Consider the following 22,410-nt stretch of genomic DNA (forward strand, 5'->3'; position numbering starts at 1 on the left):
CCTTGGCAGCGGCTCTATCTTGGGGCTACTCTGCAAGCGAGATCAGCGAATGACTCGCTAAGGTCTGGTCTTGTCAGCTACATGCTTGTTTCCCGTCGGCAACCTCTGTTGCCGTATCGCTCTCACCAATCGGTTGAAAGTGCAGGGAATACGGAAAGTCTATCCATCAGTCTGAGGGGGACGTTTCATGAGCACAGCCTATCAAGAAGACATCAGCAGCAGCGTGTTGCGCCGCATGAAAGAAGGCGGTTTCGACTTTTCACGATTCCATCCCATCGAGTTCTACGCCATTTTCCCGGACGAGGAGCGGGCACGCAGGGCGGCAGGTCATTTTTGTGGTGAATCCTTGAATGCCCAGATCAGCGTGCGCGATGACGGCGCGTGGCATCTGGAACTGAGCAAAGTGATGTACGCCACTTACGACGGTATCGGCGACTTTGAGCAGGACTTTGAGGCGGTGGTCGAGCCTCTGGGCGGTATCATCGAAGGATGGGGCGTCAAGCAGGAGGTACGAGGGCTACTCGCATAACTTTATGAACAGTGACAACACTCAGCAACGGCTGACCTTTGGGTTGGCCGTTTTCGTTTTCGCGGTTTGCAAAGGCCAAAGATCGCAGCCTCGTTTCACTCGACAGCTCCTACACAGCTCCTACAGGTGAAACGAGGCTGCGATCTTTTGATCTGGGTTTTTGATTCATAACGTTTCAAAAAAACAAAAAAAACCGCCTGAGCAGGCGGCTAAAGGGAAGTTTCGGTCAGGTTTTCCAGCGAATGCGCGGATTATCCGCATCGCCCCCCGGGCAGTGAAATCAACTCTGGCTATGCTGCTGATAGGCGACAGCATTGCTTCGCCATGAAGCGGGGGCAATCAGGTTGGGGCATTTACCGCACAGGATTGGTGCGGTGCGTGCAGCGCCATTATCCAACTGATTGATATTAAAGCGTTTATGCCGATGGCACGGGCCTTGCGAAGGCCTGGATGTCCGGGTGACAAGGAGTACGGCATGATCCGCACCTATTTTGATGAGATGTACGATGCCGGCGGCCAGGTCCGCCCGCATTATCGGGAGTTTGCCCGTTGGCTGGCCGAAACGCCTGACGAGCTTTTGGCACAACGGCGACGCGAGGCCGATCTGTTATTTCATCGTGCCGGGATTACATTCACGCTCTATGGTGATGAGCAAGGGACAGAGCGCCTGATTCCCTTCGACACCATTCCCCGCAGTATCCCCGCCAGTGAATGGCGGGTCGTCGAGCGCGGCTGCATTCAGCGGGTCAAGGCATTGAACATGTTCCTTGCCGACCTCTATCACGAGCAGCGCATCATCAAGGCCGGCATCATCCCGGCCGAGCAAGTGCTGGCCAACGAGCAATACCAGTTGGCGATGCAGGGGCTGGATCTGCACCGCGATATCTATTCGCACATTTCCGGCGTCGACCTGGTACGTGATGGCGACGGCACGTACTACGTGCTCGAAGACAATCTTCGTACCCCCAGCGGCGTGAGCTACATGCTCGAAGATCGCAAGATGATGATGCGATTGTTCCCCGAATTGTTCGCAGCCCAGCGCATCGCGCCGATCGACCACTATCCGAACCTGTTGCTCGACACCCTGAAAAGTTCCAGCCCGATCGACAACCCAAGCGTGGTAGTGCTGACGCCGGGGCGCTTCAACAGCGCGTTTTTCGAGCATGCATTTCTGGCCCGGGAAATGGGCGTTGAACTGGTGGAAGGCGCGGACCTGTTCGTGCGTGATGACAAGGTGTTCATGCGTACCACGGACGGGCCGAAAGCGGTCGACGTGATCTACCGGCGCCTCGACGATGCCTTCCTCGATCCGTTGGCGTTCAACCCGGATTCGATGCTCGGCGTTCCAGGTCTGCTGTCGTCCTACCGTTCCGGCAACGTGGTGCTGGCGAATGCCATCGGCACCGGGGTCGCGGATGACAAGTCGGTGTACCCCTTCGTCACGGACATGATTCGTTTCTATCTGGATGAAGAGCCGATCCTGAAGAACGTGCCGACATGGCAATGTCGTAATCCCTCTGAGCTGTCCCACGTGCTGGCCAATCTTCCAGAACTGGTGGTCAAGGAAACCCAGGGCTCCGGTGGTTACGGAATGCTGGTGGGGCCGGCGGCGACGGCGGCGGAAATCGAATCTTTCCGTGAGCGGATCAAAACCAAACCCCACGCGTACATCGCCCAACCGACGTTGTCTTTATCGACCTGTCCGACCTTTGTCGAAAACGGCATCGCTCCACGCCATATCGACCTGCGTCCGTTTGTATTGTCTGGCCGCGAAACCCGGGTTGTGCCCGGCGGTTTGACCCGTGTCGCCTTGCGCGAAGGCTCCCTGGTGGTGAATTCCTCCCAGGGCGGCGGAACCAAGGACACCTGGGTGGTCGAGGATTGAAGGAAGCCTGCCATGTTAAGTAGAACTGCCTCGGATCTGTATTGGATGTCGCGTTACCTGGAGCGGGCCGAAAACCTCGCACGGATGCTCGACATCAGTTATTCGCTGTCACTGATGCCTCAGGATGGTCGTGGCGACGGCTTGCACGAACTCGCCATGCCGTTGCTGATCACCGGCACTCTGGACGATTACCTGGAGCGCCACGGCGATCTGCATGCCGAACGGCTGCTGCATTTTTTCGCCCTGGATGCGGCCAACCCGGCGAGCATCTACAGCTGCCTCGGTGCCGCGCGAGCCAGCGCCCATGCGGTGCGTGGGCGAATCACCGCTGACATGTGGGAAAACATCAACGCCACCTGGCTGGAGATTCGCGGGATCGCCGAGCAGGGCTTGAGTCGCTACGGCATGAGCCGTTTCTGTGAGTGGATCAAGGAACGTTCCCACCTGTTCCGCGGCGCGTCCTACGGCACCATCATGCGTAACGACGCGTTCCGCTTCATTCGTCTGGGCACCTTTATCGAAAGGGCTGACAACACCTTGCGCCTGCTCGACGCCCGTTACGAAATGGCCGGCGATCAGGCCGAAGCGGTCAGCGACGGCACGGCTCATGCCTATTACCAGTGGAGCGCCTTGCTGCGGGCCTTGTCGTCGTTCGAGGCCTATACCGAGATCTATCGCGACGCCCCCGGCGCCCGGCATGTGGCCGAATTGTTGCTGCTGCGCGCCGACGTGCCGCGATCTTTGCGGGCCTGCACCGAAGAAATCGACCAGATTCTCGCCCAATTGCCTGGGGCCAACGGCCGTCCTGCCCAGCGTTTGGCGGCAGAAATGGACGCACGCCTGCGCTACACCGGTATCAACGAAATCCTCGACGAAGGCCTGCATGCCTGGCTGACCGAGTTCATCCCGCTGGTGCGCCAGTTGGGCAACGCCATACACAGTTCCTACCTGGAGGCTGCATGAGACTTTCCATTAGCCACGAGACCACCTATCACTACGAAGATCAGGTGCGGGCGAGCATCCAGTACCTGCGACTGACCCCTCACGACAGCGAGCGCCAACACGTGCTCAGCTGGCAACTCGACCTGCCACGCCCGGTGCGTGCGCAACTCGATCCGTTCGGCAACATTCTGCATGTGCTGACCCTGGACGAACCCCACGAGGCGATCATCATCGGCGCCCGAGGGCAGGTGGACATCGACGAACTGCGCGAAGCCGAGCATGAAAGCCAGTCGGCGCTGCCGTTCTTGCGCTTTACGCGCCTGACCGAGGCCGACGAAGCGCTGCGTGCATTCGCCGAGAAGGCCTGCAAACAACGCCGGGATCGTACGGCGCTGATCGATTTGATGCATGGCCTGAACCAGCACATGACCTACACGCCGGGTTCCACCGAAGTGGACACCAGCGCCGCCCAGGCATTCGCCGGGCGCTCCGGGGTCTGCCAGGACCACACCCACGCGTTTCTCGCCTGCGCTCGCAGCCTGGGCATTCCTTCGCGTTATGTGTCGGGGTATCTGTACAGCGAGAACAGCGAACACCTGGCCAGTCACGCCTGGGCGGAAGCCTGGCTGGATGACGCCTGGTACAGCTTCGACGTGACCAACGAACTGGCCCGTCCGGAGCGTCACCTGAAACTGGCGGTGGGCCTGGATTATCTCGACGCCTGCCCGGTACGCGGCATGCGTCGTGGTGGCGGGTGCGAGCAGATGCATGCGAAGGTGTTTGTCTCGCCGACGCCTGCGCCGGTGATTTCGGTGCAACAGCAGTAGGGGTGGGGATACCGCTTCGCGAGCAAGCCCGCTCCCACATTAGAACTTTGGCGTACACAGAATTTGTGACACAAAGGAGATCCAATGTGGGAGCGGGCTTGCTCGCGAAGAGGCCAGCCCTGGCAACACAAGCTCAAGCAATCAAGGTTGCACCTTGCGCCCCGCCATGTGCTTCAAATACCCCACCAACAATTCCAGATCCCCCTCTGGCAACACCGTCGTCGCGAACGCCGGCATCTTCGCCTGTGGCCACTGACGCAAGCTCTGCGGATCACGAATGTAGCGCTTGAGGAAATCCGCGCCGAAGTACTCGGTCGGGTTGAACGGAATATTCAGGTCCGGCCCGAACTGCGCATCCCCCGCGCCATTCAATCGATGACACGCCAGGCAGTTCTTCTGAAACAGCGCAAAGCCCTTGTTCACTGGATCGTCCGCCTTCAGCGCAGGATCGGGCAGCAGGGCAGGGAAGCGCTCGGCCACCGGGGCCATGCGCTTGATACTCGCTACTTCGAACGGCCATTGCTCGGGGCTGATATTGCCCGTTTGTGGATCGGTCCAGACCAGATAAAACGGTCCCGCACTGTGCTTGCCCTCTGACAACGGTGGCCACGGCTTGGCCGGGTCTTCAATCGCCAGCCAGGCCCGCGCGCCTTGGGTACTGAGTAACGGCGCGGCGGCCAGCTCGGCGGCAAAACCGTCCAGGGCAACGGCTTGCAGATGATCCTCAGGCTTGATGCCCGTCAACAACGCCGCCAACGGCACGGCGCGATAGCTCATGTCCCGTTTGTAGGAAACGTCGTTGGTGATCGTGATGGTCTGAACCTGAGGATGCTTGAGCAATTGCTCGGTCTGCCAGGTGCGAGAACTCTCGCCCAGCTCCAGATTCAGCTGTGCGGCAGACAGAGGCATGCTGAGCAGCAAGGCCCCAAATAGAGTGAGCGCTTTCAAGTGATCGCCGTCCATGTCGTGGAAGTGCCGCAAAGGTTGGCACAGCCACGCTGACCCGGGTAGCGAGCCAATCACATTTTTATCAGGCGAAATGAAAACCCTGATGCTCGATCAGCCAATCACCTTGGTCAGGTTCGGCAAAATCAACAACAGTGTAGTGGCGAATAGAATGAGCCCGGCTTGACGAACTTTCGAATGCTTGAACATGGCTTGACCGCCTTTTTTGTTATTTCCTGATGCCTGCCTGCCTATCTCCATGACGGCAGAGCGCTGCACTTCCTTGTATGACGAGTGCCTCGGCAAAACCCGACGACAACTTCGTACAGGTTTACCTTAGGGCCCGCGTCACGATTGGCTTAGATCCATTTCGTATGTGCTGAGCACTCATCGCTTTTAAAAAGGTATGAGGCTTATGGCCATCTTCTTGGGCGCCCGTTTGCTAGACAGCTTGGTGACTTGAATCGGTTTATCCGATAGCAGACTACCGTTCGTCTGAGCGTGACCGTCAACGCCAATGAGCACTGTGGTCATTGAATCCACGGCTGCAGGGCATAAGGTGAGGGCATAAAGATCAGGGTCACACGGTCTCCTGTAGGAGCCGCCGAAGACTGCGATCTTTTGATCTTTTGATCTTCATTTACCACCAGGTTCGAGGACGTCATGACCCAGGCTTTGATATTCGACGCGTTACGCACGCCCCGTGGTAAAGGCAAGGCCAATGGCGCCTTGCACAGCGTCAAGCCAGTGAATCTGGTCGCCGGGCTGCTGACGGCGCTGCAGCAGCGCACATCCCTGGACACCAGTCAGGTCGATGATGTGGTGCTTGGCTGCGTGACGCCCATCGGCGATCAGGGTTCCGACATCGCCAAGACCGCCACGCAGGTGGCCGATTGGGACGTCAGCGTGGCCGGTATGCAGCTCAATCGCTTCTGCGCGTCGGGTCTGGAAGCGGTGAACCTCGGCGCGATGAAAGTGCGTTCCGGCTTCGAAGACCTGGTGGTAGTCGGTGGCGTCGAATCGATGTCCCGCGTGGCCATGGGCAGCGACGGCGGCGCTTGGGCGCTGGACCCGGAAACCAATTTGCACAACCACTTCACCCCTCAGGGCGTGGGTGCGGACCTGATCGCCACGATTGAAGGTTTCAGCCGTCAGGACGTCGATGCCTTCGCGTTGCACTCCCAACAGAAGGCGGCGCGGGCGCGGGCGGACGGTTCGTTCAACAAGTCGCTGGTGCCGGTGCAAGACCAGAACGGCATCATTCTGCTCGATCACGATGAATTCATTCGTGCCGACTCAACGATGGAAGGCCTGGGCAAGCTCAAGCCGAGCTTCGAAATGATCGGGCAAATGGGCTTCGATGCCACGGCATTGCGGGTTTACAGCCAAGTGGAGCGGATTAACCACGTTCATACGCCGGGCAACAGCTCCGGGATCGTCGATGGCGCAGCGCTGATGCTGATCGGCTCCGAAGCGAAGGGCCGGGCGCTGGGTTTGCAGCCCCGGGCGCGAATCGTCGCCACGGCGGTCACCAGCACTGACCCGACCATCATGCTCACCGGCCCCGCGCCGGCGACCCGCAAGGCGCTGGCCAAGGCCGGGCTGCGGGTCGAAGATATCGACCTGTTCGAAGTCAATGAAGCGTTCGCCTCGGTGGTGCTCAAGTTCATCAAGGACATGGCCATCGACCCCGACAAGGTCAACGTCAACGGCGGTTCCATCGCCATGGGCCACCCGCTCGGCGCCACCGGCTGCGCGATTCTCGGCACGCTGCTCGATGAACTGGAAGCCCGGCGCCTGCGCTATGGCCTGGCGACCTTGTGTGTCGGCGGCGGCATGGGCATTGCCACCATCATCGAACGCCTCTGAGCCCTGACTTCAAGGAACATTTCCATGACCCAAGCCATCCGTTACGAAAAGGGCCAGGACCAGATCGTCGTCCTGACCATCGACATGCCGGGCCAGAGTGCCAACACCATGAACGCGGTCTACCGCGACGCCATGGCCACCTGCGTCGCCCGACTGGTCGCCGACAAGGACGCCATTGGTGTGATCATCACCTCGGCCAAGAAGACCTTCTTCGCCGGCGGCGACCTCAATGAACTGATCAAGGTCGGCAAACCCGAAGCCAAAGCCTTTTACGACATGGTGCTGACACTCAAGGGCCAACTGCGCACCCTGGAAACCCTCGGCAAACCGGTGGTCGCTGCGATCAATGGCGCAGCGCTCGGTGGCGGTTGGGAAATCTGTCTGGCCTGTCATCACCGCGTCGCGCTGGACAACCCATCGGTGCTGCTGGGTCTGCTGGAAGTCACTCTTGGCCTGTTACCGGGCGGCGGCGGGGTAGTGCGCATGGTCCGCATGCTGGGCATCGAAAAAGCGCTGCCGTATCTGCTTGAAGGCAAGAAAATCCGCCCGCAACAGGCGTTGCAGGCGCGGTTGATCGACGAGTTGGCCGCCGATCGCGATGAACTGATGGCCAAGGCGCGGGCGTGGATTGTCGATCACCCGGTCGCTGTGCAGCGCTGGGACGTGAAGGGTTATCAGATTCCTGGCGGCACGCCGTCGGATCCCAAGCTCGCGCCGATGCTGGCCATCACGCCATCGATCCTGCGCAGCAAAACCCAGGGCTGCCTGCCCGCGCCGGAGAAAATCCTCTGTGCTGCGGTGGAAGGCGCCCAAGTGGATTTCGACACGGCGCACCTGATCGAAACCCGCTACTTCACCGAGCTGACCACCGGCCAGGTGTCGAAAAACCTCATTGGTACGTTCTGGTTTCAGCTCAATGAGATCAATGCCGGCGGCTCTAGGCCCCAAGGCATAGCGCCTTACGCGACGAAGAAAGTCGGCGTGCTCGGCGCCGGGATGATGGGCGCGGGCATCGCGTTTGTCAGCGCATCGGTCGGCATCGACGTGGTGCTCAAAGACATCAACCTCGCCGCGGCAGAGAAGGGCAAGGCCCACTCGGCGGCGTTGCTGGACAAGAAGGTTGCGCGTGGTCAGTTAACCCGGGAGCAGCGCGAGGATATTTTGGCGCGAATCCATGCCACCGAAAACGATGCGGATCTGGCCGGTTGCGATCTGATTATTGAAGCGGTGTTTGAAGATCGCGAACTGAAAGCCAAGGTCTCATCGGCGGCGCGAGCAGTCGTCGGCCCGGATGCGGTCATCGCCTCCAACACCTCGACCTTGCCGATCAGCGGCCTGGCCACCGCCGTGCCGGACCAGACGAAATTCATCGGGCTGCATTTCTTCAGTCCCGTGGAGAAAATGCCGCTGGTGGAAATCATCAAAGGTGCCCATACCAGCGATGAAACCCTGGCTCGCGGTTTCGATTTCGTCCTGCAAATCAAGAAGACACCGATCGTGGTCAACGACAGTCGCGGCTTCTTTACCTCACGAGTATTTGGCACCTTCACCAACGAGGGCATCGCCATGCTCGGCGAAGGTGTGAGCGCGCCAATGATCGAGACCGAAGCGCGCAAGGCCGGCATGCCTGTCGGACCTCTGGCGATCTCCGACGAAGTTTCCCTCAGCCTCATGAGCCATATCCGCGAACAAACCGCCAAAGACCTGCGAGCAGAAGGGAAACCGCTGATTGAGCACCCGGCGTTCGCCGTGATTGACTTGTTGCTCAAGGAATACAAGCGTCCGGGCAAGGCCGCTGGAGGTGGTTTCTACGATTACCCGGCCACAGGGCAGAAGCATTTGTGGCCAGAGCTGAAAACCCGCTTCGAGAAAGCCGATGGGCAGATTTCACCGAAGGACATACGCGATCGACTGCTGTTCGTCCAAGCCATCGAAACCGTGCGCTGCATGGAAGAGGGCGTGCTGACCTCGACGGCGGATGCCAACGTTGGCTCGATCTTCGGCATCGGCTTCGCGGCCTGGACCGGCGGTGCGCTGCAGTTCATCAATCAGTACGGCGTGAAAGACTTCGTCGCCCGCGCCCAGTACCTGGCCGAGCAGTACGGCGAGCGCTTCACACCGCCTGCGCTGCTGCTGGAGAAAGCCGCCAAAGACGCGTTGTTTTAAGGGACGTTCTAAGGGACCGATGACGCGCTCGGGGCTTGCCTTGTCACGGTGTTTCAAGGCAGGCTCTGGGGTGTGCATTATTCCCTTCATGTGTCAGGTATTTTTTATGTCGTTACGCATCTGCATTCTGGAAACCGACATCCTGCGTCCGGAACTGGTCGATCAATATCAGGGTTACGGGCAGATGTTCCAGCGTCTGTTTTCGCAGCAACCCATCGCTGCCGAGTTCACCGTGTACAACGTGATGCAGGGCGATTATCCCAGCGATGATCAGATCTTTGATGCATATCTGGTCACCGGTAGCAAGGCCGACTCCTTCGGTACCGACCCGTGGATTCAAACCCTCAAGACCTACCTGCTGGACCGCTACCAGCGCGGCGACAAGCTGCTGGGCGTGTGCTTCGGCCATCAACTGCTGGCGCTGCTGTTGGGTGGCAAGAGCGAGCGAGCGACCCAGGGTTGGGGCGTCGGCACCCATAGCTACAAACTCGCCGCCAAGGCGCCGTGGATGAGCCCACTGAGGGAAGAGCTGACGCTGCTGATCAGCCATCAGGATCAGGTCACCGCGCTACCGGAAAACGCTACGGTGATTGCTTCGAGTGATTTTTGCCCGTTCGCTGCGTACCACATCAACGATCAGGTGCTGTGCTTCCAGGGGCATCCGGAGTTCATTCACGATTACTCACGGGCGTTGCTGGATATTCGTCAGGAAGCGCTGGGCGAGCAGATTTATTCGAAAGGTATGGCCAGTCTTGAACACGAGCATCACGGCACGACCGTCGCAGAGTGGATGATGCGGTTTGTGGCGCACAAGCCTGAGGGTGAGGGTGAGTCGGTTAAGCCTTAAAGGCTTCGCGGGCAAGCCTCGCTCCTACAGGAGGTTCGGTGTTCTTGTAGGAGCGAGGCTTGCCCGCGAATTCGTTCAGACGCCTCAGTCCTGACTACAACCATCCCGACCGCTTGAAACTCGCCCACAAACCGACACACCCAATAGTAATAAACCCCAACACCCCGAAATACCCGTAATGCCAACTCAACTCTGGCATGTCCTCGAAGTTCATCCCGTAAATCCCCGCTATCGCCGTCGGGAACGCCAGAATCGCCGCCCACGCCGCGAACTTGCGCTGCACCACGCTCTGGCGTGACGCCTCCAGCAACACCCCGACCTCGATGGTCTGGCTGGCAATGTCCGCCAGGGTCGTCAGGTCTTCCATCTGCCGCGTGACATGAATCTGCACGTCGCGGAAATACGGGCGCATGTTCTTGTCGATGAACGGAAAGCTCAGCTTTTGCAGTTCCTCACCGATCTCCACCATGGGTGCCGCAAACCGGCGCAAGCGCAATACATCGCGGCGAAGGCCGTGGAGTTTCTGGATATCGCGCTCCTTCAGTGAACCGCAGAGGACATTGCTCTCCAGCTCATCGATCTCGGCATGAATCGCTTCGCCCATCGGCTGGTAGTTTTCAATCACGAAGTCGAGAATGGCATAGAGTACGAAATCCTCCCCATGCTCCAACAACAGCGGCCGCGCCTCACAGCGCTGTCGGACGTACGCGTAGGACGCCGAATGTCCATTGCGTGCGGTAATGATGTAACCCTTGCCGGCGAAGATATGAGTCTCGATGAACTGCAGTTTGCCTTCATTGCGGATTGGCGAATACGTGACGATAAACAGCGCGTCGCCGAACGTCTCCAGCTTCGGTCGGCTGTGTTTTTCCAGGGCATCTTCGATCGCCAGTTCATGCAGGTTGAACTGACGTTGCAGGTTGAACAGCTCTTCGGCGTTCGGCTCTTCCAGACCAATCCAGACAAAGTGGCCGGGCTTGGCAGCCCAGGCAGCGCCTTCGTCGAGCGTGATATTGGTGACCTTCTTACCGGCACTGTAAACCGCAGCAGCAACGACTCTACCCATGATTTTGGTTCACTTCTTATTAGCGCTTTGTATTAGCAAAAATGCAGTGGCAAGCAGGATTCAGCTTAACCTTGTCTGCTGCTTGAGAGTCAGCAAAATCTGTAGAGTTCGCAGGCAAAAGAAAACCCGCACAGGGCGGGTTTCTTTCAGGCGGCCTGCAGTTGCCGATCCATCGAGTCGATGCACTCGCGCATCTGCTCACGGCACTGGGCGATCAGCATCGGCATATCATCCAGACTCAATCCAGCCGTAGGAATCGCCGGCAGCGAACGGATCAGAATTTTCCCGCTGCGCCAGCGGTTCAATCGCATGTGTTTGACGTAACTGCTGACACACACCGGAACAATCGGCACGCCCGCGGCAATCGCCATCTGGAACGCACCTTTTTTGAACGGCAGCAGTTCTTCGCCGAGGTTGCGCGTGCCTTCCGGGAAGACCCAGATCGAGGTGTCTTCATGTTGCAAGGTGCGAGTCGTGGTCAGCATCGACTGGCGTGCCTTGTGTGCATTGCCGCGGTCGATCAACACATTGCCGGCCAGCCAGAACAACTGCCCGAACAAAGGCACCCACTTCAGGCTCTTCTTGCCAATGCACACGGTGCGGCGGGGCACCACGTTGCCGAACACAAACAGATCGTAGTTGGACTGGTGGTTGGCAATGATCACGCAGCTGTCAGGCTTATCCATTAACGGCCCGACGTCGGTCTTCACCCGCAAACGCAGAATGCACATCGCCGGCCACGCATACAGACGTGCGCATAAACGGCTGTTGTCCGGATTGAACGGTCGGCACAGACCGAGAATCACACCAAGCATGCCGGCCAGAATAAAGTGCAAGCCCATCAATAACATACGAAACACAAACAGCATTTAAAGGGCCCGCCGGGACAAAAGGTGGCGCAGTGTACGGATGTGCACTGTTTTCGGCAATTGCCGCTATAGAAGTGGGAGATAGCCGATGTTTGAGCGCTTGTTTCCGACTTATGGGTCAGATGCGGTTTAGAGCGGTTGTAAGGTTTTGAACCAGACACGCAAGAAAAAGCCCGACACGACGGTCGGGCTTTTCGGTACAGCGCGTTCGGGCTTAACCCATATGCTCCTGATCCAGGATGATCGCGTTGTCCAGCGTCTCCAGCAACGCCTTGCGCACTTTGAGCTTGGTGTTTTTATGGGCGGTCATGTTGAGCTTCTTCAACTGACGAGCCGCCGCCAGCGCTGCGCCTTGCAGCTCTTCGGCCGACACCACCAGATCAAGGAAACCGGCATCCACAGCACTCTGTGGATTGAACATCTCGGCATTAATCACCGCGCGATGAAACGCCGACTTGCGCAGACGATCACGCGCCAGCTCGATACCGGCATGGTGCATGGTCATGCCGATCTGCACTTCATTCAGACCAATGCTGAACGGGCCATCGACACCAATGCGGTAGTCGGCCGACAACAAAATAAACGCACCCTTGGCCACCGCATGCCCAGGGCACGCCACGACCACCGGGAACGGGTGCGACAGCAGCCGACGAGCCAGCGTCGAACCGGCAGCCACCAGTGCAATCGCCTCTTTAGGGCCGGCCGTCATCACCTTCAAGTCATAACCACCCGAAAAAATGCCCGGCTGACTGGTAATGATCACCACCGCCCGATCCGCCACTGCCCGATCCAGCGCAGCGTTAAACGCAACAATCACATTCGGTGAGATGGCATTGACCTTGCCATTGCTCAAGGTCAGGGTCGCGATACCGTCTTCGAGATGGTAAGAAATCAACTCACTCATGACGCCAATCCTTCTAATAAAGTAGGGCAGACGTTACCCACCGCCGTAGGCCAGGTAAAGCGCCGTGACTGACCACCCGGTCACCCTTTTCCCCTCCCGGGAAGCGTTGCCGGCCACGCCAGCCGCGCATTCCCCTCTATATAGAAGAGGGCGCGAAGCCGGAGATTGGCGGGTTTGCCATGGCACGGCACCCAGCGGAACGACTAAATCGCTAACCGCATGAAAATTCTGCAAAAAAAGTTTGCCATCAGAAAAGCTTTCGACTACATTAGCGCGCCTCGACAGACAGAACATGTTTGACGAGATACGGTGAAGTGTCCGAGTGGCTTAAGGAGCACGCCTGGAAAGTGTGTATACAGGAAACTGTATCGAGAGTTCGAATCTCTCCTTCACCGCCAAATTCGATGTACACAAAACCCCTGATTTCGAGAGAAGTCAGGGGTTTTGTGGTTTCTGGTATCTGGATTTCATGCCTCGCGACGGAATTGCCCCGGATGTATCAGCAAAGACGCATCCGAAAATGATGTAGGACAAGTGCCAAGCGTGTGGGAAGTAATGCTGGAAAGCCAAGCGGTTAGGTGCTTCCATTGGTTCCAGCACCTCATCTGGGCCATCTTGGGAAGGGATATTTGTTTTGCTCATCCAAAGTGCAAAATGAATCAAAGGGCAGCGCAAATGACGCCACCCCCATTATCCAGAAGGGACATTCGCACGTTATGCAGGAAATGACCATGAAACAGGCGGAGCTGGAAAAGGTTCACGTGGAGATCGTCAAACTGATCGCTGAACAGCGCAAGCTGAACGCCGAGGCCGGCAAGATGACCCGTGAAACCTTTTGGTATCCAGTGGCGGTTGCTACTGGGTTGATTGGTACGGTAGCTACCGTTACTGCTGTGATGATCAAGCTGCTCTAGGCGAGCTTTTTGTGTTCATCATTTCCGCGCTGGGGAATGATGCATGCCTCTATGAAAAAGGAAATCTCATGATCACCACCACAACCCACACCATCGAAGGCCGGCAAATCACCGCATACCTGGACATCGTCAGCGCCGAGTCGGTGCAGGGCGTCAACGTGATCCGCGATTTGTTCGCTGGCATGCGGGATTTTTTCGGTGGGCGCTCTCAAACGTTGGAGCGAGCATTGAAAGATGCGCGGATTCAGGCGACCGACGAGATCAAGGAGCGGGCGCGGGCGCTTCAGGCGGATGCGGTGGTAGGGCTCGACTATGAGATCAGCATGCCGGCCGGTAAAGGTGGAATGGTGGTGGTGTTTGTGACCGGGACGGCGGTCAAGCTGAGGTAGGACGCCGCGCTGGCCATTCGTCGGGCACGTAACAATCTGAATCACAAGTCCGGGAATGACCGACTAGTCTCAAAATCCTGGGTGGTCGATATTTTTCAGGCAAATAGGGCTTGCCGGTATCGACCCGTTGAGAGGAGCGAAGATATGACTGAGCCGTATATCGAAGACGACGGGGCGGAGTTTCCAATCAATAATTGCGTGCAGTGTGGTCAGACGGACTATGTGCCGAGCTTCGGTGAAGACCGTATCAAAATCAACAAAATCAAATCTACGGTACCTCGAACTCGAGGGCCGAAGTCGAAATTCATGCCCAAGCTGGGTGCGCCTTCCAGGAAGTAAACAGTGACTCGTACGAGCCCCGCTATTGAGCGGGGTTTCTTGTTTTTGAAGGGAAAAAAGCATGCTTGGAGGCAATGCGGGGAAATGTCCTACAACATTGCGAGCGCTAGTGGTTTTTTTCACAAACTTTTCACACCTGCCTACGTAGTCTCAGCTCATCCGTTAGAAAGCAGTACCCTGGCCCGTCTCCCCAGCGGGCTTTTTTTTGCCTGTCATAAAACCTTTTCCATAAATGCTGTCCAACCGTCGCCAATGACGAGGTTGTTCCGTGTTTGTGTCTGGACTTTGCCTCCTCTAAAGCATTCAATCTCCGGCCTTTCGGTTTCCCCCTTTTTTTGAGGTTCTCGTTATGCGTTTGACACTGCCTGCTCTGGTTCTGGGCCTTTTGGTTGCTCAAGGTGCGATGGCTGCCGGTGATGGCACCGCTGCGCTCGGTGGTGGTCTGGGTGGCGCGCTGGGTAATGTGGTCGGTCAGAAAATGGGCGGCAGCACAGGTGCAGCGATTGGTGCCGGCGTAGCGGGCGCAGCTGGCAGTGCTGTTGCAGCACGCAAAGGCAGCCGCACCAAAGCGGCCATCGGCGGCGGTGTCGGCGCGGCGGGCGGTTCGGTGATTGGCAACAGCCTGGGCGGCAAGACTGGCTCCACCATCGGTGCCGGCCTGGGTGGTGCATTGGGCGGCGGCGTGGGCAGCAATCTGTCCAAAAAAGGCCACTGATCCCAAGATGATCCGCTGAAGAAGCCCGGCTCAATGCCGGGCTTCTTCGTTTTGGAACGTTTCTGCAGTATGTGGCTCAAATCTCTTACAGCCGGCATCTGATTTGGCTGTTCAACAGACGCAGATGCCAGACTGATGCCTATCCGCGGCACGATCTTCCCCCGATGCGGAAATTAGAGGTTCATATCATGCGTTTGACATTGTCCACGGTGGTTTTAGGACTTTTGATTGCTCAGGGTGCGATGGCTGCCGGCGACGGCACCGCTGCAGTGGGCGGTGGTCTTGGCGGCGCGTTGGGTAACGTGGTCGGCGGTCAACTAGGCGGCAGCACAGGAGCCGCGGTTGGCGCTGGCGTCGGTGGTGCGGCGGGCAGCGCGGTCGGTGCGCGCAAGGGCAGTCGAACAGAAGCGGCTGTTGGCGGCGGTATCGGCGCGGCAGGCGGCTCGGTGATCGGCAATAGTCTGGGCGGCTCCACCGGTTCGACCATTGGCGCTGGCGTGGGCGGTGCAGCCGGTGGCGCGGTGGGCAGCAACCTGGGTAATGACAGCGGCAGCTCGCATTCCGGTGGCGGCAACCACAAACACAAGCATAAAAATAAGTACAAGCATCGCTAACTCGATATCGAGTGACAGTAGAAACCCGGTCCAGTGCCGGGTTTTTCGTTTCTGTCACCAGGACTCTGGAACGTTTGCCCCTAGGACGCCTCGAACTTCATACACCCCTGAACGTTGTGAGGCATGTCATGACTCCGGAAACCGAAGGCATGGAAGATGAAGGTCCGATCAATGATCCTGGCAACGAAGATCCGGGGTCTCTGATGGACGACGCCACGGTGCCGCTCAACGATGCCGATGACGCAGGCGATGTGGGCAATTGCGAATACGACGAATACGACGAGGAAGACGACGAGTGATCGTGCCTTGCGGTCCGGCCGACCGATCGTCCTTCTGATCGAACCGCATCTATCGTGTTGTCCTCGAAATATCAGGATCTGCTTTTCAGGTCCATTGAGAGGTGCGTTATGAACGCTGATCCAAAAGACTCCGATATCGACGACGATACCCCCGAATATCCGCTGCCTTCACCCACCGACTCCCTGAGTCGCGATCAGCGCCCGCCCGACGATGACGACACCGGCGTGGAGCAGGTGCCCACCGATACCGATGATGTGAAGCGCGGGGATGTGGAAGCCAATCCCGATGACCCGGACATTGCCGGTGACGATCTATCGGGAGAACCGAGCTGAAATCTGTGCAGCGATCCATCGCCGCTCGTCGATTGCGCGGCACCTTTAAAAAGCGACCGCTGCCAGACATCAGGTAAAGCACTCTTTAAAGGAGGTGCGCCATGATCAGGTCAAAACTGACGACCCTGACGGTGGTTGGCTTATTGTCGATCAGTTCATTGGCGGCGTTTGCTCAATCTTCTGGCCGCGATGCGCCGGTCGACAAGGGCGGGATGCCGCCATATTCGGAAATGAATGCGGGCGTCTCGGATGGGAAGGTGCCACCACCGGACACCATTGGTGGTGGGAATGGTGGTGATGCCAACGGGAGTAGCACCAGCCCGGGGGAGGGAAGTGGGTCGATGAGCGGTGGAAGTTCGATGGGGAGTGGTTCTGGAAGTGGGTCTGGAGAGTCAGGTGGTTCTGAGAGTGGTGGGACGGATAGGACAGATGGTGGTACTGGAGGTTAGAGATCCTTAAGCCCGGATGTGAGCCGGGCTTTTGATGATTAGAACTTTTCTGATTCAATCCAACATCTATAGAAAGATTGCTGTTCATTTGGATCATTTGTTAGGTTGTTGTCATCATAATCAAAAATATAAACTACATCGTTGAGTGACGAGGCTTTACCCAATGTCAATTCATATGCTTTCAACCCAAGAGACATTTGTGATGACATGCTGGAAGGATGTACGTTGATTTTTGATCCCTTGCAGAGAAATTGTATGTTGGGGTTGTCCTCTCGAACACGTGCGAAGCATCTATAGAAGTCACTGTCCGAATATGTTTTGTTAAAGCCATTTTTCATTGTGAAAGTTATGGTTACGTCTTTGTTGTCGCATATAAGGTTGGCGATTTCCTTTGTGCCGTCAATGCTTATGGTTATTTCAACCTTGGATATCATTTTTTTATTATCCTATACGGATTTGGTATGGAGTAACCGAGCTCTCTGCCATCATCAATGATCAGGGTGGCGCCAAGTACGTCGGAATTTTCTATTCGGTTAGCTATGGCAATCTCTTTTTCTGATCCGAAAAGGTAGGCTTGTCCAAGCTCTTTCTGTAAATCATATCCATCTATTTTTTGAAGAGTATAGAGGTAACCTACTTTTGTGTGATAGCCGGTTGCGAAAAGCTTGCCAACATCTCGCGACGGCGACGTGCTGATGAAATTACTGGGTGGGTTTTCACTATCTATAGAGTGGAGCAATAGATCATTACTTTTACCTTTGCTTTTAAAACCGTTTTGAAATACATCATTGGGCTCTCGTTCATCCCCACGGTATAAGTACTCCTCTTCTCTTTTAGGTGAAGGAGTTGTTGCCTCCCCCTCATCAACCCCCACCTTACCCGCCGGATCCTCATCCCCAAACGACGGCTTCTTACACCCATCCCCTCCCGGACAATCACTCAACCCCAACGGATCAACCCAGCCCGTCGGATTGCGCGTGTACTGATACCCGTTTAACCCACCCGCCAACTTGCTCGGGTCCGGCGTCAGGTACCGTCCGATGTCCGGATTGTAGTACCGGTGCCGGTTGTAATGCAGGCCGGTTTCCGCATCGAAGTACTGTCCTTGAAAGCGCAGCGGTTGATCGAGGACCTGGTGGGTGTCGCGGTTGAGGCGGGTGAGGCGGCCATAGGCGGTGTATCGGGCGGCCCAGATGATATCGCCGCTGTAGTCGGTGAGTTCTTGCGGTGTGCCGAGGTGGTCGAGTTGGTAGTAGAACGGGCAGGCCTGGCGCGGGCCTTTGCCGTCGAGCATGGCCAGTGGGCGAAAGCTGCCGGGTTCGTAGATGTAGCTACGATGGTGGTCCTGGCTGTGTTCGGCGACGAGGTGGTCGCCTTGCCAGAAGAACTCGGTGGTTTTGCCCTCGACAGTTTTGCTGATGCGGCGACCGAAGGCGTCGTAGCGATAACTCACGCATCGACCATCCGGCAGGGTGACACCGATCAGCCGGTGCTGGCCGTCGTAGCTGTACTCGGTGACGAGTTTTTGCGCGGTGCCGCGGCGTTCGCGGATCAGATTGCCGAAGGCGTCGTAATCGAAGTAGCAGTCGCCCTGCATCAACAGGCGGTTGCCTTTGACGGTGGCCGGTCCGGGCCGGTCCTGCATCAGCAGGTTGCCGGCCGGGTCGTGGGCGAAGCTTTCCGGTAGGTCGTCGCGAGAGTGGCGGACGCGGATCAGTCGATCGAGCGAGTTGTACTGGTAGCTGCGTTGGCCATGGCGGGTGTCGGCAATATGGTCGAGATTGCCGCTGGGGCTGTAGGCATAGTCGCGACGGTAGAGCGCTTGTTGCTGTTGGCTGACGGCATGCGCTTTCAGTCGGCCCTGATCGTCGTAGGAGTATTCGCTGGTGAGCTGACCTTGTTGGCGTTGCTGCTCGCGGCCGAATGCAAACTGGTGGGTGGTGAGTCGTGTGCCATTGAGGTCAATGGCCGTCAGCGCGCCACCCTTGGCGTGGTGATAATCGAGTTTGCTGTTGTCCGGCAGGCGCAGGTGATTGAGTCGGCCGCACGCGTCGTAGCGATAACGCAATGTGCCCCAACTTTGATGCTCGGTGATCAGCCTGTCCTGGGCGTCGTATTCGAACTCCAGCGGATGGTCGTGGCCGTCATCGACACTGACCAGTCGGCCGAGGCGGTCATAGCGGTACTTGACCTTGACGCCATCGGGCAGGGTCTTGACCAACAGACGTCCAGCCGAGTCCCGCTGATAGCCGGTGATCAACTGCGAGTCGTCATCACCGAACTCGGTTTTCTCCTGCAGGTGGCCGTTGAGATCGTAGCTGTAAGCGGTGCGGCGGCCGTCGAAGCCGGTTTCTTGTCGGATCAGGCCGTTGGGCGTGTAGTCCAGGCGATATTTTTCGCCGGCTTCGTTTTCGATCTCTGTGAGCAGCAGCTGCGCGTTATCGTAGCGATAACGCAGTTGCGTGCCATCGGGGTTGATCCGACGGCTGACCAGGTGCAAATCGTCGGCATATTCATAGCGCGTGACGCGGCCCAGTTCATCGCGCTCGGCGGTGATCTTGCCATAGGCGTTGTAGCTGAAGGCGCGACTGGCGCCGGTGGGACGGGTCATCTGAACCAGTCGCCCGACGGCATCCCATTGATACTGGGTGAGCGCACCGTGTTCGTCCTGACGGGTCAGCTGCCGCCCTAGCGCATCGTAGGAAAAGCGCCGCTGACTGCCGTCCGGCAAGGTCTCTTCGAGTAGTTGTCCCAGCCTGTTCCAGATGAAGACATGCCGACTGTTGTCCGGGAAGCGGATCGACAGCAAACGCCCCTGAGCGTCGTGGTGGTAGTGAGTGACCTGGCCGTCCGGATCGGTGGCTTCGGTAACATCCCCCTGGGCATTGCGTTGATACTTCCACACCGCTTTGCCGCGATAGCGCGCGTGCAGGAAACCATTGCGGTATTCGTAGGATGTTGGCTCGTCTTGCGGCGGAACCAGCGCGACCAACCGTCCGACTTCGTCGTAACGGTATTCAGTGATCGCCCCGAGCGGATCCTGTTCGGCTACCAACCGGCCATTGTCATCGTAGGCCTTAAGGTGTTCGCCGCCATCCAGCTCGACCCGGCGCACCAGCCGCGCCCGATCATCGTGGACATAAACCTCTTGGCTGCCATCGAGGTTCTGGACGGTGACGCCGCCCTGGTCGTCCCAGACATAACGCGTGTCCATCTGGGAAAACGACGCCCAATGCCGCACACATCGCGCGGCCTTGCCAGACCTTTCCCACTCCCAGAAGAAACTCGCGCCACCGGCCAGTTGCCGCTGCAGAATCACGTGCTGGTCGTCGTAATCGTAACGCTCGCTTTCACCGGCGGCATTGGTCGCTTCGATCAAGCGTTGGCGGGCGTCGTAGCGATAGAAAACCAGCGTCTGCTCTGTATGCCAGGCTTCACCCACGGCATCGGTGGGATGAAACGACTGATATTCAATGGCGACGAGGTGCCTGCGCTCGTAGCGCAACAGCAGGGAACGACCGGCGCCGTTATCGAGGCGTTGAATGCGATCCTGACGGTCGCGAGTGATGTGGATACGGTTGTTGTAGGCATCACTGATCGCCGTCAGGCGACCCTCTCGAAAGTGATAGAACCGGCTCGTCTCGCCGGCCAACGCGAGAATCAACTCTTCCGACTCATTCCCAAGGAAAATCGCTGCCCGCGACAGACTGTTATGAATCGCCGGGCGCTCGACGCTCGGCAACGGAAAGGTGGTGCGACGGTTTTCATGGTCGATCCAGACGACCTGTTCATCGTTCAGCTCCAACCGCTGTGCCAGCGAATGGCTCCAGCCCCAGCCCAGCCCGCAATCGATCTCCGCCGCGCTGGTGCGGTACAACCGGGTAAAGGCAAACGGCAGAAGCCCATCCAGCGAACCGTCGGTGAGGGTCAGCAGCTCTTCACCGGTGACCATCGACACCGGGCAGCCGTTGGTGCAGGTCAGTGCCGCGCAATCGGCGCTGTCGCCGTTGGGGTTTTTCGCCTGACTCGATGCATCGTCGTGAGGTTCGTGACGCCCCAGCCGGGTCATGGCGTTGGACTTGTCGCGAGCGATGGCAACCGGATTGTTCACCTGTACAACAGGAGAGTCGCCGGCACGGATCTGTAGCGGAACCGTCGGCGCCGGTTTCAGTGGTGCATTCCGCGCGCTGACCACGAGCGGTTTGAGCACGCCAGCGTGGGCTGTCAGGTCAGATTTGGCCGTTAGTTCGGCCAGGCGCAAACTGGCCGCCGCCAACCACTGTCGCGCCTGCCGGGACTTGATCTTGTCCAGTACTTTGGCGCTCATGCCGAGCTTCAGGCCCGTAGGGCCGGTGAGGCGCACCAGCAGGAAACTGATCAACAGTTCTGTACGAATTTGCGCCACGACTTCAGCGATGTACTGCGGCGGCAACATCTTCATCCAACTGATGAAGGCGGCGAGATGGATGAACATCAACGGCTCATCGCTCAACATCAGCAACACATTGGCGATGGCTTCAGCCGAGGCATTCAGCAGCGTCTCGAGCTCGCCCTGGGTCAGGTACTCAAGGAGTTTTTCGCTATTGGCTTGCAGATCTGCCACCAGGGCGTAGACCTGCTTCACGTCATCCCACAAACCCTGCAGCGCACGCTCAAGGCCGCGCCAGTCGGCCTGTTGCAGCAGGCCGTAGCGCTGAGTGAAGGTTGCCTCGGAGAAACCTGCCCATAAGGGCTCGAATTCGCTCGACCATTCATTGCGCAACCAGCCTTCCAGCTCGCTGATCACGCCTTGATAGGAGGCATAGAGCGCTTTGACGTGATCAGTGCAAACAGTGGGAAAGAAGGTGATGCGATAACGCTGGCCGCGCCAGCAGTCGGGGATTTCGAGGATGCCGCTGGGGCCGATGGTTTCGTGGACGGGCTCACCGAACGTCAGTTCACCATTACGCTGCGAGATAACCGGTTCGAGCATCACCGGCGTATCGCCGATCGGCACGAAACGCGCAGCCTCAAACATATGAACCAGGGTCAACGGACCGCTGGCGGGGCACATGGCGAGCGTTGAACTGACAGGGGTAGTGGAGTCCTTCGGAGCACTGAGCCAGACTTCGTTGCCGACCTTGAATACCTGCTCGACATTCAGCGCCCCACCGGTCCAGAAGTTTTCCGCCCAGGCCTCGTAGTCGTTGAGGCAGAGTCGAAAATCACCGAGCAACGCTTCGACGTCCGGCTGCTCCGGGTTCATGGCGGCGACCACCAGTAAGCCGATGGCATTGTTCAAGGCCAGGACCTTGTCAGGTTCGAACATTCGCAGTCCCTCGCGCTGATTAATCTGGAGCGCAGGACTTTGCGGGGGATCAACGAGAAAAGAAGTCGGGAAAGGAGGTGTTTGGTGTAGGGGAAATCGCTAAATCATCGCGGGCGTCCCGACACAGTTTTTTGTGTCCGCCAGACATTGCCCGTTGCTCTCTGCCAACCGCGCTCGCTATGCTGCTGAACCCTTTAATCC

The 22,410-nt window shown here is 57.9% G+C and carries 21 protein-coding genes and 1 tRNA gene; 16 read left to right on the forward strand and 6 right to left on the reverse strand.

Annotated elements, in window-relative coordinates; translation table 11 throughout:
- Nucleotides 1-187 precede the first annotated feature (187 nt).
- From KW837_RS01800 to KW837_RS01815, 4 genes are all read left to right on the forward strand, one after another.
- Entirely contained in the window at nucleotides 188-529 is a 342-nt protein-coding gene (locus KW837_RS01800) for a ribonuclease E inhibitor RraB (protein WP_007902188.1), read from the forward strand.
- 475 nt (nucleotides 530-1,004) lie between these two features.
- On the forward strand, nucleotides 1,005-2,414 hold the full coding sequence (locus tag KW837_RS01805; protein ID WP_218394311.1) for a circularly permuted type 2 ATP-grasp protein: 1,410 nt from the start codon (nucleotides 1,005-1,007) through the stop codon (nucleotides 2,412-2,414).
- Between the two features lie 12 nt (nucleotides 2,415-2,426).
- Nucleotides 2,427-3,377 carry an alpha-E domain-containing protein gene (locus KW837_RS01810; protein ID WP_010456611.1) on the forward strand — a complete coding sequence of 317 codons (951 nt, stop codon included), beginning with the start codon at nucleotides 2,427-2,429 and terminating at the stop codon, nucleotides 3,375-3,377.
- A complete protein-coding gene (locus KW837_RS01815) occupies nucleotides 3,374-4,183 on the forward strand; it encodes a transglutaminase family protein (protein ID WP_048394414.1) in 810 nt (269 codons plus the stop codon). Before KW837_RS01810 ends, KW837_RS01815 begins: the two co-directional genes overlap by 4 nt.
- Before the next feature lie 141 nt (nucleotides 4,184-4,324).
- Here KW837_RS01815 and KW837_RS01820 read toward each other — a convergent pair whose 3' ends face one another.
- Complete coding sequence (locus KW837_RS01820) at nucleotides 4,325-5,146, reverse strand: cytochrome c (protein WP_218394312.1); 822 nt, start codon at nucleotides 5,144-5,146, stop codon at nucleotides 4,325-4,327.
- Between the two features lie 645 nt (nucleotides 5,147-5,791).
- On the opposite strand from KW837_RS01820, the gene KW837_RS01825 reads away from it, so the two are divergent.
- The 3 genes from KW837_RS01825 to KW837_RS01835 all read left to right on the forward strand — a co-directional run bounded on the left by KW837_RS01825 (nucleotide 5,792) and on the right by KW837_RS01835 (nucleotide 10,010).
- Nucleotides 5,792-6,997 (forward strand): acetyl-CoA C-acetyltransferase, encoded by a 1,206-nt coding sequence (locus tag KW837_RS01825; RefSeq protein ID WP_218394313.1) that lies wholly within the window; start codon nucleotides 5,792-5,794, stop codon nucleotides 6,995-6,997.
- 24 nt (nucleotides 6,998-7,021) lie between these two features.
- The gene (locus KW837_RS01830) at nucleotides 7,022-9,163 is read left to right on the forward strand and encodes a 3-hydroxyacyl-CoA dehydrogenase NAD-binding domain-containing protein (RefSeq protein ID WP_218394314.1); all 2,142 of its coding nucleotides are present in this window, start codon (nucleotides 7,022-7,024) and stop codon (nucleotides 9,161-9,163) included.
- A gap of 106 nt (nucleotides 9,164-9,269) precedes the next feature.
- Nucleotides 9,270-10,010, forward strand: a complete 741-nt coding sequence (locus tag KW837_RS01835; protein WP_218394315.1) for an amidotransferase — start codon at nucleotides 9,270-9,272, stop codon at nucleotides 10,008-10,010.
- Nucleotides 10,011-10,104: 94 nt separating this feature from the next.
- Here KW837_RS01835 and KW837_RS01840 read toward each other — a convergent pair whose 3' ends face one another.
- The 3 genes from KW837_RS01840 to KW837_RS01850 all read right to left on the reverse strand — a co-directional run bounded on the left by KW837_RS01840 (nucleotide 10,105) and on the right by KW837_RS01850 (nucleotide 12,849).
- Nucleotides 10,105-11,076 (reverse strand): magnesium and cobalt transport protein CorA, encoded by a 972-nt coding sequence (locus KW837_RS01840; protein WP_218394316.1) that lies wholly within the window; start codon nucleotides 11,074-11,076, stop codon nucleotides 10,105-10,107.
- A gap of 146 nt (nucleotides 11,077-11,222) precedes the next feature.
- Nucleotides 11,223-11,945 (reverse strand): 1-acyl-sn-glycerol-3-phosphate acyltransferase, encoded by a 723-nt coding sequence (locus tag KW837_RS01845; protein ID WP_218394317.1) that lies wholly within the window; start codon nucleotides 11,943-11,945, stop codon nucleotides 11,223-11,225.
- A 214-nt stretch (nucleotides 11,946-12,159) separates the two neighbouring features.
- Complete coding sequence (locus KW837_RS01850) at nucleotides 12,160-12,849, reverse strand: crotonase/enoyl-CoA hydratase family protein (RefSeq protein WP_218394318.1); 690 nt, start codon at nucleotides 12,847-12,849, stop codon at nucleotides 12,160-12,162.
- 308 nt (nucleotides 12,850-13,157) lie between these two features.
- Between KW837_RS01850 and KW837_RS01855 the strand changes: the two genes are divergently transcribed.
- The 9 genes from KW837_RS01855 (at nucleotide 13,158) to KW837_RS28660 (ending at nucleotide 16,901) form a co-directional block, all read left to right on the forward strand.
- Nucleotides 13,158-13,247 (forward strand) — tRNA-Ser (locus KW837_RS01855).
- 333 nt (nucleotides 13,248-13,580) lie between these two features.
- On the forward strand, nucleotides 13,581-13,763 hold the full coding sequence (locus KW837_RS01860; RefSeq protein ID WP_008073001.1) for a hypothetical protein: 183 nt from the start codon (nucleotides 13,581-13,583) through the stop codon (nucleotides 13,761-13,763).
- A gap of 68 nt (nucleotides 13,764-13,831) precedes the next feature.
- Entirely contained in the window at nucleotides 13,832-14,152 is a 321-nt protein-coding gene (locus tag KW837_RS01865) for a YbjQ family protein (RefSeq protein WP_007902143.1), read from the forward strand.
- A 144-nt stretch (nucleotides 14,153-14,296) separates the two neighbouring features.
- The gene (locus tag KW837_RS28655; RefSeq protein ID WP_008072999.1) at nucleotides 14,297-14,491 is read left to right on the forward strand and encodes a hypothetical protein; all 195 of its coding nucleotides are present in this window, start codon (nucleotides 14,297-14,299) and stop codon (nucleotides 14,489-14,491) included.
- Nucleotides 14,492-14,840: 349 nt separating this feature from the next.
- On the forward strand, nucleotides 14,841-15,206 hold the full coding sequence (locus tag KW837_RS01870; RefSeq protein ID WP_007902140.1) for a hypothetical protein: 366 nt from the start codon (nucleotides 14,841-14,843) through the stop codon (nucleotides 15,204-15,206).
- Nucleotides 15,207-15,394: 188 nt separating this feature from the next.
- Nucleotides 15,395-15,820, forward strand: a complete 426-nt coding sequence (locus KW837_RS01875; RefSeq protein ID WP_123496365.1) for a glycine zipper domain-containing protein — start codon at nucleotides 15,395-15,397, stop codon at nucleotides 15,818-15,820.
- Between the two features lie 128 nt (nucleotides 15,821-15,948).
- The gene (locus KW837_RS01880; RefSeq protein ID WP_007902135.1) at nucleotides 15,949-16,119 is read left to right on the forward strand and encodes a hypothetical protein; all 171 of its coding nucleotides are present in this window, start codon (nucleotides 15,949-15,951) and stop codon (nucleotides 16,117-16,119) included.
- Between the two features lie 108 nt (nucleotides 16,120-16,227).
- Nucleotides 16,228-16,452, forward strand: coding sequence for a hypothetical protein (locus KW837_RS01885; protein WP_123360066.1), 225 nt, complete (start codon nucleotides 16,228-16,230; stop codon nucleotides 16,450-16,452).
- A gap of 101 nt (nucleotides 16,453-16,553) precedes the next feature.
- Nucleotides 16,554-16,901: a hypothetical protein gene (locus tag KW837_RS28660; protein ID WP_256348509.1), complete on the forward strand. Its 348-nt coding sequence runs from the start codon at nucleotides 16,554-16,556 to the stop codon at nucleotides 16,899-16,901.
- A gap of 38 nt (nucleotides 16,902-16,939) precedes the next feature.
- Here KW837_RS28660 and KW837_RS28665 read toward each other — a convergent pair whose 3' ends face one another.
- Nucleotides 16,940-17,335, reverse strand: coding sequence for a hypothetical protein (locus KW837_RS28665; RefSeq protein ID WP_063342997.1), 396 nt, complete (start codon nucleotides 17,333-17,335; stop codon nucleotides 16,940-16,942).
- A complete protein-coding gene (locus KW837_RS01890; protein ID WP_218394319.1) occupies nucleotides 17,332-22,209 on the reverse strand; it encodes an RHS repeat-associated core domain-containing protein in 4,878 nt (1,625 codons plus the stop codon). Before KW837_RS01890 ends, KW837_RS28665 begins: the two co-directional genes overlap by 4 nt.
- Nucleotides 22,210-22,410: the final 201 nt, after the last annotated feature.

It is taken from the genome of Pseudomonas sp. PDM24, from assembly GCF_019218905.1.
Taxonomy (GTDB): domain Bacteria; phylum Pseudomonadota; class Gammaproteobacteria; order Pseudomonadales; family Pseudomonadaceae; genus Aquipseudomonas.